The following is a 19,102-nucleotide window of genomic DNA, read 5'->3' on the forward strand; positions in this document are numbered from 1 at the left end:
GACTCCGTGAAATGCGGCGCGCGGCCGGTTTCAGCCGGCCGCGCCGCTGGAATTGCTAGAATCCGCCTCTTTCCACGCGGATCGACCAGCACATGATCGAGCTCAATCCCGTCCGCCAGCGCATCGCCGACCTCAAGGGCCGGCTGGATTCGCTCAGGGGGTTTCTTTGACTACGATGCCAAGCGCGAACGCCTCGAAGAGGTAGAGCGCGAGCTCGAGAATCCCGATGTCTGGAACGACCCCGCCCGCGCGCAGGCGCTGGGCCGCGAGCGCTCGCTGCTGGACAAGACGGTCAACGGCATCCGAGACATGACCGACGGGCTGGTCGGCGCCGCGGAACTCCTTGACCTGGCCGAGGACGAGAACGACGACGACACCGCGGACGCGGTGGTGAGCGACGTCGAACGGCTGGCCGGACAGGTCGAGAAGCTCGAGTTCCAGCGCATGTTCTCCGGGCAGATGGACTCGGCCAACGCCTTCGTCGACATCCAGGCCGGTGCCGGTGGTACCGAGGCCCAGGACTGGGCCGAGATCCTGCTGCGCATGTACCTGCGCTGGTGCGAGCAGCGCGGCTGGAAGACCGAGCTCATGGAAGTCAGCGGCGGCGATGTCGCCGGCGTGAAGTCGGCCACGTTCCGCGTCGAGGGCGAATACGCCTACGGCTGGCTGAAGACCGAGATCGGCGTGCACCGCCTGGTGCGCAAGTCGCCGTTCGATTCCGACAACCGCCGCCACACCAGCTTCACCTCGGTGTTCGTGTCGCCGGAAGTCGACGACGACATCGACATCCAGATCAACCCGGCCGACCTGCGCACCGACGTGTACCGGTCATCCGGCGCCGGCGGCCAGCACGTCAACAAGACCGAGTCGGCGGTGCGCATCACGCACATCCCGACCAACACCGTGGTCGCCTGCCAGACCGGGCGCAGCCAGCACCAGAACCGCGACACCGCGATGAAGATGCTCGCCGCCAAGCTCTACGAGCTGGAGGTGCAGAAGCGCAACGTCGAGAAGGACGCGCTCGAAGCCACCAAGTCCGACATCGGCTGGGGCAGCCAGATCCGCAACTACGTGCTCGACCAGAGCCGCATCAAGGACCTGCGCACCGGCATCGAGCGTTCCGACACCCAGAACGTGCTTGATGGCGACCTCGATGAATTCATCGAGGCCAGCCTGAAGACCGGCCTCGAAGCCGGCTCCAAGCGCACCGACGCGGCCTGACCGCGCCATCCATCCGGGGCGCACGCCGCTCCCTCCAGCAAAGAACGCCATGACCCACGCCGCCAAGCCCGCCCCCGCCGACGAGAACGCACTGATCGCGGAGCGTCGCGGCAAACTCGCCGCCCTGCGCGGCCAGGGCGTGGCGTTTCCCAACGACTTCCGGCGCACCGACCATGCCGGTGCCCTGCAGGCCGAGTACGCCGACAGCGACGCCTGGGATGCCGCCGCTCTGGAAGCCACTGGCCGGCGCGTCGCGATGGCCGGGCGCATGGTCGCCAAGCGGGTGATGGGCAAGGCGGCGTTCGCCGAGGTGCAGGACGTCAGCGGGCGCATCCAGCTGTTCCTGCAGGCCTCCACGCTGGGCGAGCGCTACGACGCGTTCAAGGGCTGGGACGTGGGTGACATCGTCGCCGTCGAAGGCGGGCTGACGCGCACCCGCACCGGCGAACTGTCGGTGCGCGCCGACACGCTGCGGCTGCTGACCAAGTCGCTGCGCCCGCTGCCCGACAAGTGGCACGGGCTGGCCGACGTCGAGCAGCGCTATCGCCAGCGTTACGTCGACCTGATCGTGTCGCCAGACGCGCGCGAGGTGTTCGTCATGCGCTCGCGCATCGTGTCCTCGCTGCGGCGCTGGCTGGATGCGCGCCGCTTCCTCGAGGTCGAGACGCCGATGATGCATTACATCGCCGGCGGCGCCACCGCGCGCCCGTTCACCACCCACCACAACGCGCTCGGCCTGGACCTCTATCTGCGCGTGGCGCCCGAGCTGTACCTCAAGCGCCTGGTGGTCGGCGGCTTCGAACGCGTCTACGAGATCAACCGCAACTTCCGCAACGAAGGCGTCAGCACGCGCCACAATCCCGAATTCACCATGCTCGAACTGTACGAGGCCTATGCCACGTACATCGAGGTGATGGACCTGACCGAGGCGATGATCCGCGACGTGGCGGGCGACGCCACCGGCGGCACGCGGTTCGCGTGGGATGGCCACGACATCGACCTCGCGCCGGCGTTCCGCCGCTGGAAGCTCGAGGACGCCGTGCGCGAACTCAACCCGGAGATCAGCGCCGCCGACTGCCGCGACCGCGATGCGCTGGCGCGGCACTGCGAGCGGCTGCGGGTCGCGGTGAAGCCGGGCTACGGCTGGGGCAAGCTGTTGCTGGAAATCTTCGAGAAGACCGTCGAAGGCGGACTGGTGCAGCCGACCTTCATCACCCACTACCCCGTGGAAGTGTCGCCACTGGCGCGCGAATCCGACAGCGAGCCCGGAATCACCGACCGCTTCGAGCTGTTCATCGGCGGCAAGGAAATCGCCAACGGCTTCTCCGAGCTCAATGACCCCGAAGACCAGATGGCGCGCTTCCAGGCGCAGGTCGAAGCCAAGGCCGGCGGTGACGACGAGGCGATGCATTACGACGCCGACTACATCCGCGCGCTCGAGGTCGGCCTGCCGCCCACCGGTGGCCTGGGCATCGGCATCGACCGTCTCGTGATGCTGATCACAGGTTCGTCCTCGATCCGCGACGTACTGTTGTTCCCGTACATGCGGCCAGAAGCGCACCCCAGCCACGAGTGACGTCCAGCGTCACCGTTTGACCGTTGCCAGCGTCAAGTGACGTATGCTCCGGTGGGCGATCGCCGCTGCAGGGGTGCAGTGCAAGGCACAGGAATTGCTTGTTTCCGGGAGACCGCGAGCAAGTTGGGGATCACCGGGGAGCGTCAGGGAGCCAGCGCATTTGAATATCGTCATCGTCGACGACCAGACATCCGCACGCACCATGCTGCGACACATCCTCGAGGACATCAGCCCTGAACTCGAGGTGCTGGACTTCGGCGACCCGCAGGTGGCACTGCGCTGGTGCGAGGACAACCGTCCCGACCTGCTGCTGCTCGACTACCGCATGCCGGTCATGGATGGCCTGGAGTTCGCGCGCCGCTTCCGCCGCCCGCTGCTGCACCGCGACGTGCCGATCGTGCTGGTCACCGTGGTCGGCGATGAACCCATCCGCCAGGCGGCGCTCGACTCGGGCGTGATCGACTTCCTGGTCAAGCCGGTGCGCCCGCGCGAGTTGCGCGCGCGCTGCCGCAACCTGTTGCAGCTTCGCCAGCAGTCCGAATCGGTCAAGCAGCGCGCGCTCTCACTCGAGCAGCGGCTGCTGTCGAGCATGCACGAGGTCGAGGAGCGCGAGCGCGAGACGCTGACCCGGCTGGCCCGCGCCATCGCCTACCGCGACGCCGGCACCAGCGCCAACCTCGAGCGCCTCGCCGCCGTGGCCGCGATCGTCGCGGATGGCATGGGCATGATGGAGGATGAGGTGCGGGTGATCGAACTCGCCGCGCCGCTCCACGACATCGGCAAGATCGCCATTCCCGACGCGATCCTGATGAAGCCGGGCCCGCTGACCGCGGAAGAGACCTTGCTGATGCGCAAGCATCCGGAAATCGGCCACGAGCTGCTCAAGGACAGCCAGAACCGCTTCATCCAGGCCGGCGCGACCATCGCGTTGCGGCACCAGGAGCGCTATGACGGCAGCGGCTATCCGGACGGCCTGGTCGGCGAGCAGATCCCGGTCGAGGCGCGCGTGGTGGCAGTGGCGGACGTGTTCGACGCGCTGGTGTCCAAGCGCCCCTACAAGCGTGCCTGGACGATCGACGAGACCTTCGGGTTCATCAGCGGCCACAGCGGCACGCTGTTCGATCCGCGCTGCGTGGACGCGCTGGTGCGCAACCGGGTGCGCGTCGAGGAGGCATGCGCCCGCTATGCGCCACCCCTGCCAGCAGTGGTCGCCGCGGACTGACCCGCGTGAGGCGCGCCCTGCAATGGGCCAGGCTTCGCCTGGCCAACCGCCCCGACAGCGAGCACGCGCAGGCGATCGTGCGCCTGTTGATGCTGGTGGTGGTGGAGGCGTACCTGCAACTGGTGGTCAGCGGGCGGCCTGACGTCGCGCAGGCGCTGCGGCTCTCGCAACAGTTGCTGGCCGTGGAATTCGTGGTCGCGCTCGCCGTGGTTGGCTGGCTGCTGGCCCGGCCCGGCGTGTCCGCGCCACGCCGCGTGCTCGGCATGGTCGCCGACTACAGCCTGATGGGCATCGGCATGTACCTGCTGGGCGACCTGCTTGCCTGGCTGTACGTGGTCATCATGTGGGTCACCGTGGGCAACGGCCTGCGCTATGGCTCACGCTGGCTGCATGCGGCGATCGGCTTCGCGGTGGTGTCGTTTGGCGCGGCGCTGCTGGCAACCCCTTACTGGCAGGAGAATGCCCGGCTGGGCTGGGGCCTCCTCGCCGGCCTGGTCGCGGTGCCGCTGTACCTGAGCTCGCTGCTCAATGCCCTGGTGAAGGCCACCGAAGCCGCCAAGGCGGCCAACGAAGCCAAGAGCCGCTTCCTCGCCAACATGAGCCACGAGTTCCGCACGCCGCTCAACGGCATCGTCGGCATGTCGGAGTTGCTGTCGGCGACGCCACTCACCGCCGAGCAGCGCGACACGGCCGAAGTGATCCGGACGTCGGCGCGCGCGCTGCAGGCGCTGGTGGACGAGGTGCTCGACATCTCGCGCATCGAGGCCGGCAAGTTCGACCATACCGACGCCGATTTCGCGGTCCGCGAACTGGTGAAGGGCGTGCAGGTCATGCTCGAGCCGGGCGCGCACGCCAAGGGCCTGGCGCTGGGCATGGACATCGCCAGCGACATCCCCAAGATCCTGCACGGCGATGCCAACCACCTGCGACAGATCCTGGTGAACCTGCTGTCGAATGCCATCAAGTTCACCGATTGCGGGCGTGTGGCACTGCAGGTGGCAATGGCGTCCAGCGGCGCCGACAAGGTCTGGCTGCGGTTTTCCGTACGCGACACCGGGATCGGCATTCCCGCGGGCTCGCTGGACAGGATCTTCGACGCATTCGAGCAGGTGGATACCGGCTTGGCGCGGCGCCATGGCGGCACCGGCCTCGGCACCACCATCGCCAAGGCGCTGACCGAGCAGATGGGCGGCACCATCGGCGTCGAAAGCGAAGCAGGCGTCGGATCGCACTTCTGGGCGGATCTGCCGTTCGCGACGGTGGTCCACGACGACTCGGCGGCCAACCTCGACAACGTCATCGCCTTCGACGATCCGTTCGTGCGCCACCGTGCGCGTGTGCGGCCGATGCGGATCCTGGTGGCCGACGACCAGGGGGCGAACCTCATGGTCATGCGCCGGCTGCTGGAAAAGGCCGGCCATCGGCCGCAGATGGTCGATGACGGTGACGACGTGCTGGTGGCACTGGAATCGCAGGCATTCGACGCGGTGATCATCGACCTGCACATGCCCGGCGCGAGCGGCCTGGAGATCCTCAAGCAGGCCCGCTTCATGGAGGCGGGGCGCAAGCGCACGCCATTCATCGTGCTGACCGCGGACGCCACCGCCGAAGCCCGCGACGCCTGCGAACGCGCCGGCGCCTACGCATTCATGACCAAGCCGGTGATGGTGGAGCGCCTGCTGGAGCGCCTGGCGGCGATCGCCGACGGCGTGGCCCCGGGCCAGCCGGCAGTCGAAATGCCGCAAGCCACCGCCGGCCGCGCCGCGATGGACAAGAGCGTGATCTCGCAGCACATCCTCGACGAACTGCGCGAGATGGGGTTGGGCGAGGTGTTCGTGCAGCGTTTCCTGGTCGAGTGCGCGCGTGACGCGCGCAAGTGCGTCGCCGACCTCGACGTGGCGGGTGCCGCCGGCAACTGGGAGGAATTCCGTGACGCCTGCCATGCGCTCAAGGGCGCGGCGGGCAACATGGGCGCGGTGCGCCTGGCCGACACCGCGTCGGAGGGCATGCGCATGTCCGCCGACCGCCTGTTGCGCGAATGGGCGGGCATCGTGCGGATGGTGCGGCAGCAGCTCGAGCAGGCGCTGACGGCGCTGCGCGAGCGCGGGGACCTCTCGCGGGCCGACGCAGGCGTCGGCCCCGAGAGTGCGTGAGCACGGACTACTGACTCAGCGGGCGGCGGCTTCCACGCCCACCTGCGGTTCGGGGCGACGCAGCTGCGCACGCACCAGCCGCTCCATGATGCGCAACTGCTTGTCGCCGAGCTGCAGCGCGGTGTCCACCCAGATGCGGGTGATGTCCATCAGTTCCTGGTGGCTGACCGGGTTGACCACTTCGCGCACGCGATGCAGTGCCAGACGCGCGGCGGCGATGCGGCGGTTCTGGCGGATGACCTCGTGCACCGCGCGCACGCCTTCGCCCTTGGGGACCAGCACGTCCACGACGCCCATGCGGTGCAGCTCGTCGCTGGAGTACATGACGCCGTTGAGCATCATCTCCTCGGCAAGCTTCGGCGACACGCGGCGCGAGAGCAGTGAGTAGGCGCCCATGCCCGGGAACAGGCCGAACAGCACCTCCGGGAAGCCCATCTGCACGCCGCTCTCGGCCACGATGGTCTGGCAGGCCAGTGCGAGCTCGAAGCCGCCGCCCAGGGCGTCACCCTCGACCAGGGCGATGGTGTGCGCATTCGGATGCAGCCGCGAATGCAGCAGGTGGATGTTGTCCACGCATTCGCTGGCATAGCGCATCAACCCGTCGCGGTCGCGGGCGCGGATCAGCTGCGCGAACAGGGCCAGGTCGCCACCCAAGTTGAAGACGTGCGTGTCGGAGCCAAGCACGATGTGCGACAGGGCCACGCCGGTGCCGGCGGCTTCGGCGGTGGCCGAGATCCCCTCGATGGCCTGGCGGGCAAACAGGCGCAGCTCGCGCAGCAGGCGCGGCGAGAAGCAGGCACGGTAGGTCGGATCCGAGAACGCCTGCTGGGCGTGCATGAAGCACCAGTGCGAGTCGTTCGAGTGGTCGTGCTGGATGCGAAGGGTGGTGAGGTCGGTGGCAGCGTTGCCGTGCAACAGTTCTACGTTGGTCATGTGGAGGTCCCCCTGTACGCCAGGGCGCCCCCGGCCGGGCCTACCGGCGGAGCCCTGGGATGTTTTTCAATTGCCCGCTGGCACTCTATGCGCCGTTTGAGGCCCGCCGGCAAGCGACGGGAATGACAGGCAGGGGCAGGGGACGCCCCGGGGCGTCACTGTGTGACGCCCGTCACGGTTTCGGGTCAGGCCTCGTCGCGCAGCTCGCGCCGCAGGATCTTGCCGACATTGGTCTTGGGCAGTTCGTCACGGAATTCCACGTAACGCGGTTGCTTGTAGCCCGTGAGCTCGGCGCGGGCGTGGGCCTTCACCTGTTCCACCGTGAGCGAGGGGTCCTTCTTGACGATGACGACCTTGACCGCCTCGCCCGACTTCTCGTCCGCCACGCCCACCGCCGCCACCTCGAGCACCCCCGGCATCATCGCGATGACATCCTCGATCTCGTTGGGGTACACGTTGAAGCCGGAGACCAGGATCATGTCCTTCTTGCGGTCGACGATGTAGAAGAACCCGGACGGCTCCATCCGTGCCATGTCGCCGGTGTGCAGCCAGCCGTCCGCATCGATCGCTTCGGCGGTGTCCTCGGGGCGGTGCCAGTAACCCAGCATCACCTGCGGCCCCTTGATGCACAGCTCGCCAACCTCGCCCGCGGGCAGCATGCGGCCTTCCTCGTCCTTGATGCAGGCATCGGTGGACGGCACCGGCAGGCCGATCGAGCCGTTGTACTCGGCGATGTCCATCGGATTGATGCAGGCCGCCGGCGAGGTTTCCGTGAGGCCGTAGGCCTCCACCAGGGTCACCCCGGTGACCTTCTTCCAGCGTTCGGCCACCGAGCGCTGCACCGCCATGCCACCGCCGAGCGTCAGGCGCAGCTGCGAGAAGTCGACGTCCTCGAAGCCGGGCGTGTTGAGCAGGCCGTTGAACAGCGTGTTGACGCCGGTGATCGCGGTGAACGGCTCGCGCTTGAGCTCCTTGACGAAGCCCGGCATGTCGCGCGGGTTGGTGATCAGGATGTTCTTGGCGCCGAACTTCATGAAGACCAGGCCGTTGGCCGTCAGCGCGAAGATATGGTACAGCGGCAGCGCGGTGATCATCACCTCCTTGCCCGGCTGTGCCTGCTGGCCCACCCAGGCCGAGGCCTGCTGCATGTTGGCGACGAGGTTGCGATGGGTGAGCATCGCGCCCTTGGCGACGCCCGTGGTGCCGCCGGTGTACTGCAGGAACGCGATGTCCGCCGGGGCGATGTCCACCGTCGGCATGGCGTGCCGCGCGCCTGCCTTGAGCACGTCGCGGAAGCGCATGGCACCGGCGATGTTGTAGTCCGGCACCATCTTTTTCACGTACTTGACGACGAAGTTGACGATCGCGCCCTTGGGGAAGCCCAGCATGTCGCCGAGCCCGGTGGTGATCACATGCTGCACGGCAGTGTCCGGAAGGACCTTCTCGACCACCTGGCCGAAGTTGTCCAGCACCAGGATGGCCTTCGCGCCGGAGTCGACCAGTTGGTGGCGCAGTTCGCGCGGGGTGTACAGCGGATTGGTGTTCACCACGGTCAGCCCGGCGCGCAGCGCGCCGAACGTGGCGATGGGGTACTGCAGGCAGTTGGGCATCATGATCGCGATGCGGTCGCCCTTCTTGAGCTTCAGCTCGCAGAGCAGGTACGCCGCGAACCGCGTGCTGAGCTCATCGAGCTCGCCGTAGGTGATCGATACGCCCATGCAGGAGAACGCCGCCTGGTCGCGGTACTTCGCGATGGCACCTTCGAGTACCGCGTGGATGGACGAAAACTCCTCCGGATCGATCTCGGCGGGGATGCCCGCGGGGTAGTTCGCCAGCCACGGACGCTCGGTGCTACTCATGCATTCCCCTCCTGATTGCAGTGTCGATGCGCGTGGTGCCGCAGCGTGCCTGTTCCGATTGGATCATAGCGTTCGCGTGCCGGGCAAGGCGCAGTGCAGCTATGATGCGCGCGATCGCGGCGACGCGCCGGAGAGGGGCTTGCGATGCACGTTGGACCACGCCGGCGCCCACGCGCGCCGTGGCTTGCAGCCGTGCTGCTGGTCCTGGCCGCGGTGATTTCCGCATGCGCGCGCACGCCACCCGAACAGGCGCTGCGCGAGGCGCTGGCCGGCCTGTTCCTCGCGGTCGAGGCGCGTGACGCTGGCGTGCTGCGCGGCTTCCTCGCCGAGGATTTCATCGGGCCCGACGGACTTGACCGCGACGGTGCGCGGCGCATGGCGGCGGTGCACCTCATGCGCCACGACGGCGTGGGCGTGACCGCCGGACCACTGGACGTGGCGCTGCAGGGCGACCACGCGCGGGTCCGCTTCAGCGTGGTGCTGACCGGACGCGCGGGCGTGAACCTGCTGCCCGACAACGCGCGTGCCTGGCAGGTCGATACCGGCTGGCGGCTGGTCGACGGCGAATGGCGGATGACCAGCGCCGCCTGGGCGCCGGTGGCTGGATAGGACACGCCGGCGCCGGGCACGCATGCCCGGCGCCGCGCGCTCAGTTGGCGCCCTGTGCGGCCAGTTGGCGCAGCACGTAATGGAGCAGGCCGCCGTGGCGGAAGTATTCGACTTCCTTGGGCGTCAGCAACAGCACATGTGCCTGGAACGCCTTGGCGGTGCCATCCGCCCGGCGCGCCGTGACCGTGGCGTAGCGCGAGTGGCCGTCCTCGAGTCCGGCGATGTCGAACACCTCGGTACCGTCAAGCCCGAGCGCGTCCGCGTTCTCGCCATCACGGAACTGCAGCGGCAGGACGCCCATGCCCACGAGATTGGAGCGGTGGATGCGCTCGAAGCTCTGCGCGATCACCGCCTTGACGCCGAGCAGGTTGGTGCCCTTGGCGGCCCAGTCGCGCGACGAGCCGGTGCCGTACTCCGCGCCGGCCAGCACCACCAGCGGCGTGCCGTCGGACTTGTATTTCATCGCCGCGTCGTAGATCGACATCTTCGCCGGCGGCGTGCTGCCGAAGTACAGGGTGTTGCCGCCTTCCTCGCCGTCGAAGAAGCGGTTCTTGATGCGGATGTTGGCGAAGGTGCCGCGCACCATGACGTCGTCGTTGCCGCGCCGCGAGCCGTAGCTGTTGAAGTCCGCCGGCTGCACGCCGCGCGACTGCAGGAACGCGCCCGCCGGCGAGTCCTTCTTGATGCTGCCGGCCGGCGAGATATGGTCGGTGGTGATGGAATCGCCGAACAGGCCGAGCACGCGCGCGCCCTGGATGTCGTCGATGTTGCCGACGTCCATGGTCATGCCGTCGAAGTAGGGCGGGTTCTTGATGTAGGTCGAGGCTTCGTCCCACACATAGAGTTCGCTGTCGGGCGATTCCATCGCGTTCCAGCGGGCGTCGCCCTTGAACACGTCGGCGTAGTTCTGCGCGAACAGCTCCGGGCCCACCGTCGCGGCGATGGTGTCCCCGATCTCCTTGTTGCTCGGCCAGATGTCGCGCAGGTAGACATCGTTGCCGTCGCCGTCCTGGCCCAGCGGCTCGCGGGTCATGTCGATGTCCACCGTGCCGGCGATCGCGTAAGCCACCACCAGCGGCGGCGACGCCAGGTAGTTCATCTTCACTTCGGCGTGGATGCGGCCTTCGAAGTTGCGGTTGCCCGAAAGCACGGCCGCCACTGCCAGGTCGTTCTCGGCGATGCCCTTCGACACCGCGTCCGGCAGCGGCCCGGAGTTGCCGATGCAGGTGGTGCAGCCGTAGCCGACCACGAAGAAGCCGAGCTTCTCCAGGTCGGTCATGACGCCGGCTTTCTTCAGGTAGTCGGTGACCACCAGCGAGCCCGGTCCAAGCGAGGTCTTGACCCACGGTGCCGCCTTGAGACCCTTGGCCACCGCATTGCGGGCCAGCAGGCCTGCGCCGAGCATGACCGCCGGGTTCGAGGTGTTGGTGCAGGAGGTGATCGCGGCGATCACCACGGAACCGTCGGTGAGATGGTGTTCGCCGTCGTCGAGCCTGATCTTCGACACCGGCTTCGCAGCCAGGCGTTCCGCCTGTGGCTGGTCTCCGCCTTCCTTGTCGAAACGGTTGACCTGGTGGTCGGTGGAGGCGCTGCGGTGCGCGACGAGTGGGCCGACGTTGTCGTTGAAGTTGGACTTGACGTCTTCCAGCAGCACGCGGTCCTGCGGGCGCTTGGGGCCGGCCAGCGATGGCTTGACCGTGCCCATGTCGAGTTCGACCACGGCGGAGTACAGCGCTTGCGGCTGGCCCGGTGCGTGCCACAGCCCCTGCGCCTTCGCATACGCCTCGACGAGCGCGATCTGCTCCTCGCTGCGGCCAGACAGGCGCAGGTAGCGCACGGCTTCGGAATCGACCGGGAAGATGCCGCAGGTGGCGCCGTACTCGGGCGCCATGTTGCCGATCGTCGCGCGGTCGGCCAGCGGCAGGTGCTGCAGGCCTTCGCCGAAGAACTCGACGAACTTGCCCACCACGCCGTGCTTGCGCAGCATCTGCGTGACGGTGAGCACGAGGTCGGTGGCGGTGGCGCCCTCGGGCATCCTGCCGGTCAGCTTGAAGCCGACGACCTGCGGGATGAGCATCGACGACGGCTGGCCGAGCATCGCGGCCTCGGCCTCGATGCCGCCCACGCCCCAGCCCAGCACGCCGATGCCGTTGATCATGGTGGTGTGGCTGTCGGTGCCGAACACGGTGTCGGGAAACGCCCAGAGGGTGCCGTCGACGTCGCGTTCCATCACCACCCGTGCCAGGTGCTCCAGGTTCACCTGGTGGACGATGCCGGTGTTGGGCGGCACCACCTTGAAGTCCTTGAACGCGTTCTGGCCCCAGCGCAGGAAGCCGTAGCGTTCCTTGTTGCGCTCGAATTCGATCTTGCCATTGAGATCCAGCGCGTCCGCGCGGCCGAACACGTCGACCTGCACCGAATGGTCGATCACAAGCTCCGACGGGATCAGCGGATTGATCTGCGACGGATTGCCGCCCAGGCGTGTCACCGCGTCGCGCATCGCCGCCAGGTCCACCACGCAGGGCACGCCCGTGAAGTCCTGCAGCACCACGCGTGCCGGCATGAACGCGATCTCGGTGTCCGGCTCGGCCTTGGGATCCCACGTCGCCACCGCTTCGATGTGGTGGGTGCCGACAGTGACGCCACCATCCTCGTGCCGCAGCAGGTTCTCCAGCAGGATCTTCATGGAGTAGGGCAGGCGCGTGAGGTCGAAGCGCTCACCCAGCCTGGCGAGGCTTGCGAAGGTGTAGGACCGGCCGTTGACGGCGAGGACGTCGCGGGTTGCGAATGAATCGGCCATGGCGGGGCTCCTTGTGGGGATGGCGGGCGTTGGTCTGCGGGCCAGTCTACGGCGACCTGTGTAACGGCCGGGTGGCACTGTCGGCGCGCGCAGCGCCGGAACCGCAGGCGGACAGTATGGCGCGTTGAGTATGCAAGCATGAGTATGTATGATGTGCGCATACCGTTCCAGCCCACCTGTGCCTGCATTCCGCCAGGCAGGAGTCGCCGCCATGGAAGCCACCGTTGCCGAACGCGGGCAGATCACCCTGCCGAAGGCCGTGCGCGATGCCCTCGGCCTGACCAAGGGCACCATCCTCAAGGTCGAGCTGGATGGCGGGCGCATCATCCTGCGCAAGAGCGTGGACGATGCGATCTCGCGCGCCCGAGGCCGCTTCCGGCTCGACGGTTTCGCATCCACCGAAGAGGCCATGCGTGCCCTGCGTGGCCGCGCCCCGGGTGATGCCCGCGACCCCGACGCATGATCGCGATCGATTCCTCCGTGCTTGTCGACCTGCTGGCCGACGGGCCCATGGCGGATGCCACCGAGGCCTGCCTGCGCCAGTGCCTGGGCATCGGCACGGTAGTGGTCTGCGATGTGGCGCTGGCCGAGGTCTGCAGTGCGCTCAAGGACGGCTCCGAGGCGGTGGCCGTGCTGGAGGAGGTGGGCATCCGCTTCAGCGCGCTGGAGGCCAAGTCCGCGCTTCGCGCAGGGGAGATGCAGCGGCGTCACCGCCAGCGTGGCGGCGCCCCCACGCGCGCGGTTCCCGAGTTCCTGATCGGTGCGCACGCGCTGCTGCAGTGTGACGGACTGATCACCCGCGACGACCGTTTCTACCGCGACTACTTCAAGGGCCTGAAGCTGATCGTGCCCACGCCCGAATAGCGCCTCGCCCCGATCAACGCACACCCGAACATCCACGGAGACCACTGCACCATGTTGGAAGCCTATCGCCACCATGTGGCCGAGCGCGCAGCGCTTGGCATCCCGCCGCTGCCGCTGACCGCGCAGCAGACGGCCGATGTGATCGAACTGCTGAAGGCCCCGCCGCCCGGCGAGGAGGCGTTCCTGCTCGATCTCATCACCCATCGCGTGCCCGCCGGCGTCGACGACGCGGCCAAGGTCAAGGCGTCGTATCTCGCGGCGGTTGCATTGGGCAGCGAGCCCAGCGCGCTGATTTCGCGCGAGCGTGCCACCGCACTGCTGGGCACGATGCTCGGCGGCTACAACGTCGCGCCCCTGGTCGACCTGCTGGATGACGCGGTGGTCGGCACCATCGCCGCCGATGCGCTCAAGCACACGCTGCTGGTCTTCGACGCCTTCCACGATGTGGAACAAAAGTCCAAGGCCGGCAACGCCAGTGCCCGCGCGGTCATGCAGAGTTGGGCTGATGCCGAGTGGTTCACCAGCAAGCCGGAGGTCCCGCAGAGCCTGACCATCACCGTCTTCAAGGTGCCCGGCGAAACCAATACCGACGACCTGTCGCCGGCCCCGGATGCGACCACGCGCCCGGACATCCCGATGCACGCGCTGGCGATGCTGAAGAACCGCCGCCCCGACGCACCGTTCGTGCCCGAGGAAGACGGCAAGCGTGGACCGATCCAGGCCATCGCCGACCTCAAGGCGAAAGGCCACCTGGTCGCCTATGTCGGTGACGTGGTCGGCACCGGCTCCAGCCGCAAGTCGGCCACCAACTCGGTGCTGTGGTGGACTGGCGACGACATCCCGTTCATTCCCAACAAGCGCTTCGGCGGCGTGTGCCTGGGTGCGAAGATCGCGCCGATCTTCTACAACACCATGGAAGACGCGGGTGCGCTGCCGATCGAGCTCGATGTGTCGAACATGGCGCATGGCGACGTGATCGAGCTGCGTCCCTACGACGGCCAGGCGCTGAAGGACGGCGTGTTGATCGCCGAATTCCAGGTCAAGTCAGAGGTGCTGTTCGACGAGGTGCGCGCCGGTGGCCGCATTCCGCTGATCATCGGCCGTGGCCTGACGGCGCGCGCGCGCGAAGCGCTCGGCCTGCCGGCCGCGCACCTGTTCCGCCTGCCGGCCACGCCCGCCGACACCGGTCGCGGCTACACGCTCGCGCAGAAGATGGTCGGCCGCGCCTGCGGCCTGCCCATCGTGAACGGCGTGCAGCAAGGCATGCGCCCGGGCACCTACTGCGAACCCAGGATGACCACCGTGGGCTCGCAGGACACCACCGGCCCGATGACCCGCGACGAACTGAAGGACCTGGCGTGCCTGGGGTTCTCGTCGGACCTGGTGATGCAGTCTTTCTGCCACACCGCGGCGTACCCCAAGCCGGTGGACGTGAAGACGCACCACACGCTGCCCGAGTTCATCTCGACCCGCGGCGGCGTGTCGTTGCGCCCGGGCGACGGCATCATCCACAGCTGGCTCAACCGCATGCTGCTGCCCGATACCGTGGGCACCGGCGGCGATTCGCATACCCGCTTCCCGATCGGCATCTCGTTCCCGGCCGGCTCGGGCCTGGTGGCGTTTGCCGCCGCAACCGGTGTCATGCCGCTGGACATGCCGGAATCGGTGCTGGTGCGCTTCAAGGGCAGCATGCAGCCGGGCGTGACGCTGCGCGACCTGGTGCATGCCATCCCGCTCTACGCCATCAGGGCCGGGCTGCTGACGGTCGCCAAGCAGGGCAAGAAAAACATCTTCTCGGGCCGCATCCTCGAGATCGAGGGCCTGCCGCAACTCAAGATCGAGCAGGCCTTCGAGCTGGCCGACGCGTCCGCCGAGCGCTCCGCCGCCGGCTGCACCGTGCGCCTGGACCGTGCGCCGATCGTCGAGTACCTCACCAGCAACATCACCCTGCTGAAGTGGATGATCACCGAGGGCTACGCCGACGCGCGCACCCTGCAGCGCCGCATCGACAAGATGCAGCAGTGGCTGGCCGACCCGCAGCTGCTCGAGCCGGACGCCGACGCCGAGTACGCCGCGGTGATCGAGATCGACCTGGGCGAGATCGTCGAGCCGATCGTGTGCTGCCCGAACGATCCTGACGACGCCAGGACCCTGTCCGACGTCGCCGGCGCGAAGATCGACGAGGTCTTCATCGGTTCCTGCATGACCAACATCGGCCACTTCCGCGCCGCGGCCAAACTGCTGGAAGGCAAGCGCGACATTCCCACGCGCCTGTGGGTCGCACCGCCGACGCGCATGGATGCCGCCGAGCTGACCAAGGAAGGCCATTACGGCACGTTCGGCGCCGCCGGCGCGCGCATGGAGATGCCGGGCTGCTCGCTGTGCATGGGCAACCAGGCGCAGATCCGCGAGGGCGCCACCGCGATGTCGACCTCGACCCGCAACTTCCCGAACCGCCTGGGCCGCAACACCGATGTCTACCTGGGCTCGGCGGAGCTGGCGGCGATCTGTTCGCGCCTGGGCCGCATCCCGACCCGCGAGGAATACCTGGCGGACATCGGCGTCGTGAACACCAGCGGCGAGACGATCTACCGCTACATGAACTTCGACCAGATCGAGGAATACCGCGAGGTGGCGGACGCCGCGACGGCTTGATCCCGGCCACTGCGGGACGCACGGAAACGCCCGGCACCGCCGGGCGTTTTCCTGTTGTGGAGATGGGGCACGGAACCGGGTGCGGATGTATCCTCCCGCCATGGGCGCCCGGCAACCGTCCCCCCGACTCCCGGTGACCTGAGGCGACCCGGTGGCACGTTCGCGCTATCTGCTGTTCGGCATGCTGCTCTTCGCCCAGGCACTGTGGGCGGCGCCGCGGCAGCTCGACGCATATCGCTGGGACAACGTCGCCCGTATCGTCGCGATCGGGGACCTGCACGGCGACTACGACAGCTACCTGACGGTGCTCCAGTCCGCAGGCGTGGTCGACCGGCGCGGCCGCTGGATCGCCGGCGACACCCATCTGGTCCAGACCGGTGACATCCCGGATCGCGGGCCCGACACGCGCCGCATCATCGCCCACATGGCGCGCCTGGGCGGGCAGGCCGAAAAGCGCGGTGGCCAGGTGCACAACCTGCTCGGCAACCACGAGGCGATGAACGTCTACGGCGACCTGCGTTACGTCAGCGCAGGCGAATACAGTGCGTTCGCGGGCAAGCGTGCCCCGGTGCTCAGGGACCGCTATTACAAGGCCACGCTGGAGGCGCTCGCGGCCAGCGACCCGGAGCAGGCCGCCGCACTGCCGGCCGATCATCGCGCGCAGTGGGATCTCTCGCATCCGCTCGGCTGGGTGGAGCATCGCTTCGCCTGGGATCCACGCTGGGACCCGAAAGGCGAGCTGTTCCTGTGGACGATGAAGACCAAGGTCGCCATCCAGCTCAACGACCTGGTCTTCGTGCACGGCGGCATCGGCAGCACCTACTGCGGCAACAGCCTCGAGTCGATGACCACGATGGCGCGCGCCGCCCTGGGAGGCGGCGACCCGGACGCCCCCGGGATCCTGCGCGACGAGGCCGGCCCGCTGTGGTACCGCGGCCTGGCCGGCGTTGATCCCGCAGCGTCCACGGAGACGGTCGACGCCATCCTCGGGCGCCACGGCGCAGCCCATGTGGTCATTGGCCATACCCCCACCGACGGCGTGATCTGGCCGCGCCTGGCGGGGCGCGTCATCATGATCGACACCGGAATCAGCGCCGCATACGGCGGCCATGTCGGCTGGCTCGAGGTGACGCGCGAGGGACTGTTCGCCGGCTATCGGGGAGGGCGGCTGCGCCTGCCGATGGATGACGGGCAGCGCCTGGAATACCTGGACGCGGTGATCGCGCTGCAGCCCGCCAACCCGGCATTGCCGAAGCGTCGCGAGGCGCTGCGCGCCGGGACGCTCGATGCGCCCCCGGCCAATGTCGCACCAACCCCTGCGCAGCCCCTCGAGGCCGCCGCTATCTGCGGCACCGCCCGCTGATCTCGCGCGCGAACCGCGCATCGCTGTCGAGCGTGGCGAAGAATGCCTCGAAGTAGTCGATGGTGGCCTGCTTGCGGTCGCCGCTCAGCCGATCTTCGCTGCGCACGAGCGCGAAGATCGCGTCGCGCTTGGCGAGGAATTCGCGGCGCACCGGCCCAAGTGCGTCGTTGTGGAGGCAGAACCCGCGATACAGGCGCTGGGTGACGGACCGGATCGGCAGCCGCTCGTTCGGCACGGCGTAGCTGGCATCCACCAGCCCCGAGGCGTCGAAGTCGTAGGGGACCGCCACCATCGGCCCCGGTGCATCCGCCGGCACCAGGATCCGGACGTTGTGGCAGCACGCGTCCTTCTCCGGTCCGCTCAGGACCTCCCAGTCGGTGTTGCCGATCAGGTACTGGAACAGCATGAAGCGGGTCAGCGCCAGGGGATCGAAATCGCCCTGCGCGAACTGCGCCCGCGGCGAACGCCTGTAGCCATTGCGTTTGGCCACGGCATCCAGATCCTCGATCAGGAAGGCGAAGCGCGTCCCGTGCGATTCGCCGCCACTTGCATCCTCATAGGTGATCCGGAGTGGACGGACCCTGAAGCTGTGCTCGGTGACGTGGTTGAAGATCCGGTAGGCCAGCAATTCCTGGACGTAGTACTGCTCCGCGACCGCCCCCGGCCGGCAGTGGGTGACCAGCTTCAGCGTGCGCTGCCCCGCGAAGTCGGTGCCCAGTGCGGCGTGGCGGGCAAAGCGGATCATGAGCGGCGGGAACCTGCAGATGCGCAAGCGGGTGAGCCCGCGGGTTTCGACGGTCGCCTCGATCCGGTGCTCGCTGCCCGCGCCGTCGACGTAGCCCAGCACAGCGGGATAGCGGCGCTTTTCGTTCTTCGTGCGCAGCAATTCGGACCAGGGCACCTGCAGGGTCAGGGTCACCGTCAGCCCGTCCGCCGACTCGAACAACGGCCGGGCGGGGGCCGCGGCGCACGCGCAAGCGGCGGCGAACCATCCCGCGATGCACAGGAGCAGCTGCAGCCATCCCGCAGGCCGCGTAGTCACGACGGATCCTTGCGTGATCCTCCTCCCTGGTCCTCATGCTCCGCCTTGAGCTGGCGCTTCTTTTCCTTGCGCTCGGCCACGTAGTCGGATTCGAAGCCGTCCCCGAACCGGCAGACGTACAGGGTCGCGTAGCAGAAGAACACCGTCATCACCGCGGCCACCTCCAGCGCGCCGACCCCGGCGGCGATGCCGCAGCCGATCGCCACCAGGATGAACAGTGCGTCGAAGGTGTCCTGGAGTGCCCGTCGGAACTGCACGCCGGCGACGATGCCTGCCAGCGCGAACGCCAGCGCCAGGCTGTACTGGACGACCAGCACGATCGCCGCGACCACGCCGGGCAGGATCAGGGTGGTTTCGTCGAGGGAATGATCGTAGTCGCTGCCGCGGTGGACGCCCTTCTGCACCCACGACACCGGCAGCATCAGCAGCCAGGTCCCGACCAGTGCAACGGCGAGTCGCCGCGCATAGCCAAGGCGGTCGAGATCGGGGGGCGGTGGCGGCGCCTGCCCGCTGAAGGCGGTTCCGGTGGTCGGCGCCGGATGGTCCACCCGGCCGACCGCAGGGTCGACACCGCTGGCCAGTTCCCTGACGCCCCCGATCGGAAGGTGCTCCGGCGTGGTCGGGAACAGCGCGAGCAGGATCGCCAGCGTCGCCGCCATGGCGGCGTGGTAGAGGAACAGCCGGCGCAGCAGCCTGAAGATCGCCTGCCGTGGCGGCGTGGCATCCGGAGGCGGCATGGACTCGCCGGGTCCGTCGGTGTTCGATCTGTCGGCCACGAGCGATCTCCCGGTGTGCGGGAATGCAG

The 19,102-nt window shown here is 68.1% G+C and carries 14 protein-coding genes; 9 read left to right on the forward strand and 5 right to left on the reverse strand.

All coding sequences use genetic code 11. From position 1 onward, the window contains the following. Window positions 1–92: 92 nt before the first annotated feature. From prfB to H5368_RS02785, 4 genes are all read left to right on the forward strand, one after another. A protein-coding gene (gene prfB / locus H5368_RS02770) for a peptide chain release factor 2 (RefSeq protein WP_182821126.1) occupies window positions 93–1,221 on the forward strand; the annotation gives its coding sequence in 2 pieces (ribosomal slippage) (window positions 93–167 and window positions 169–1,221; 1,128 coding nt in all). Between the two features lie 49 nt (window positions 1,222–1,270). Next, window positions 1,271–2,797: a lysine--tRNA ligase gene (lysS, locus tag H5368_RS02775; protein ID WP_182821128.1), complete on the forward strand. Its 1,527-nt coding sequence runs from the start codon at window positions 1,271–1,273 to the stop codon at window positions 2,795–2,797. Window positions 2,798–2,957: 160 nt separating this feature from the next. Then, a complete protein-coding gene (locus H5368_RS02780) occupies window positions 2,958–4,019 on the forward strand; it encodes a two-component system response regulator (protein WP_223877924.1) in 1,062 nt (353 codons plus the stop codon). A gap of 5 nt (window positions 4,020–4,024) precedes the next feature. Next, on the forward strand, window positions 4,025–6,172 hold the full coding sequence (locus H5368_RS02785; RefSeq protein WP_182821133.1) for an ATP-binding protein: 2,148 nt from the start codon (window positions 4,025–4,027) through the stop codon (window positions 6,170–6,172). Between the two features lie 15 nt (window positions 6,173–6,187). Here H5368_RS02785 and H5368_RS02790 read toward each other — a convergent pair whose 3' ends face one another. Next, the gene (locus H5368_RS02790; RefSeq protein WP_182821135.1) at window positions 6,188–7,105 is read right to left on the reverse strand and encodes a crotonase/enoyl-CoA hydratase family protein; all 918 of its coding nucleotides are present in this window, start codon (window positions 7,103–7,105) and stop codon (window positions 6,188–6,190) included. Window positions 7,106–7,290: 185 nt separating this feature from the next. Then, window positions 7,291–8,964, reverse strand: coding sequence for a long-chain fatty acid--CoA ligase (locus H5368_RS02795; RefSeq protein ID WP_182821137.1), 1,674 nt, complete (start codon window positions 8,962–8,964; stop codon window positions 7,291–7,293). A gap of 192 nt (window positions 8,965–9,156) precedes the next feature. Here H5368_RS02795 and H5368_RS02800 point away from each other — a divergent pair, with 192 nt between their 5' ends. Then, window positions 9,157–9,573, forward strand: coding sequence for a nuclear transport factor 2 family protein (locus tag H5368_RS02800; protein ID WP_182821140.1), 417 nt, complete (start codon window positions 9,157–9,159; stop codon window positions 9,571–9,573). Window positions 9,574–9,613: 40 nt separating this feature from the next. Here H5368_RS02800 and acnA read toward each other — a convergent pair whose 3' ends face one another. After that, the gene (acnA, locus tag H5368_RS02805; RefSeq protein ID WP_182821142.1) at window positions 9,614–12,373 is read right to left on the reverse strand and encodes an aconitate hydratase AcnA; all 2,760 of its coding nucleotides are present in this window, start codon (window positions 12,371–12,373) and stop codon (window positions 9,614–9,616) included. A 211-nt stretch (window positions 12,374–12,584) separates the two neighbouring features. Here acnA and H5368_RS02810 point away from each other — a divergent pair, with 211 nt between their 5' ends. From H5368_RS02810 to H5368_RS02825, 4 genes are all read left to right on the forward strand, one after another. Then, window positions 12,585–12,836 carry an AbrB/MazE/SpoVT family DNA-binding domain-containing protein gene (locus H5368_RS02810; protein WP_182821144.1) on the forward strand — a complete coding sequence of 84 codons (252 nt, stop codon included), beginning with the start codon at window positions 12,585–12,587 and terminating at the stop codon, window positions 12,834–12,836. Next, the gene (locus H5368_RS02815) at window positions 12,833–13,237 is read left to right on the forward strand and encodes a type II toxin-antitoxin system VapC family toxin (protein ID WP_182821146.1); all 405 of its coding nucleotides are present in this window, start codon (window positions 12,833–12,835) and stop codon (window positions 13,235–13,237) included. The genes H5368_RS02810 and H5368_RS02815 overlap by 4 nt, the downstream gene beginning before the upstream one ends. Before the next feature lie 51 nt (window positions 13,238–13,288). Then, window positions 13,289–15,892, forward strand: coding sequence for a bifunctional aconitate hydratase 2/2-methylisocitrate dehydratase (gene acnB, locus H5368_RS02820; protein WP_182821148.1), 2,604 nt, complete (start codon window positions 13,289–13,291; stop codon window positions 15,890–15,892). 151 nt (window positions 15,893–16,043) lie between these two features. Continuing rightward, complete coding sequence (locus tag H5368_RS02825) at window positions 16,044–17,255, forward strand: metallophosphoesterase (protein WP_182821151.1); 1,212 nt, start codon at window positions 16,044–16,046, stop codon at window positions 17,253–17,255. Here the strand turns inward: H5368_RS02825 and H5368_RS02830 are convergent. Beyond that, a complete protein-coding gene (locus H5368_RS02830; RefSeq protein ID WP_182821153.1) occupies window positions 17,233–18,174 on the reverse strand; it encodes a hypothetical protein in 942 nt (313 codons plus the stop codon). The genes H5368_RS02825 and H5368_RS02830 overlap by 23 nt on opposite strands. A gap of 119 nt (window positions 18,175–18,293) precedes the next feature. Next, window positions 18,294–19,073: a hypothetical protein gene (locus H5368_RS02835; protein ID WP_220486485.1), complete on the reverse strand. Its 780-nt coding sequence runs from the start codon at window positions 19,071–19,073 to the stop codon at window positions 18,294–18,296. Between the last annotated feature and the right edge of the window lie 29 nt (window positions 19,074–19,102).

The sequence above is a fragment of the Luteimonas sp. MC1782 genome, assembly GCF_014164605.1.
GTDB lineage: Bacteria > Pseudomonadota > Gammaproteobacteria > Xanthomonadales > Xanthomonadaceae > Luteimonas.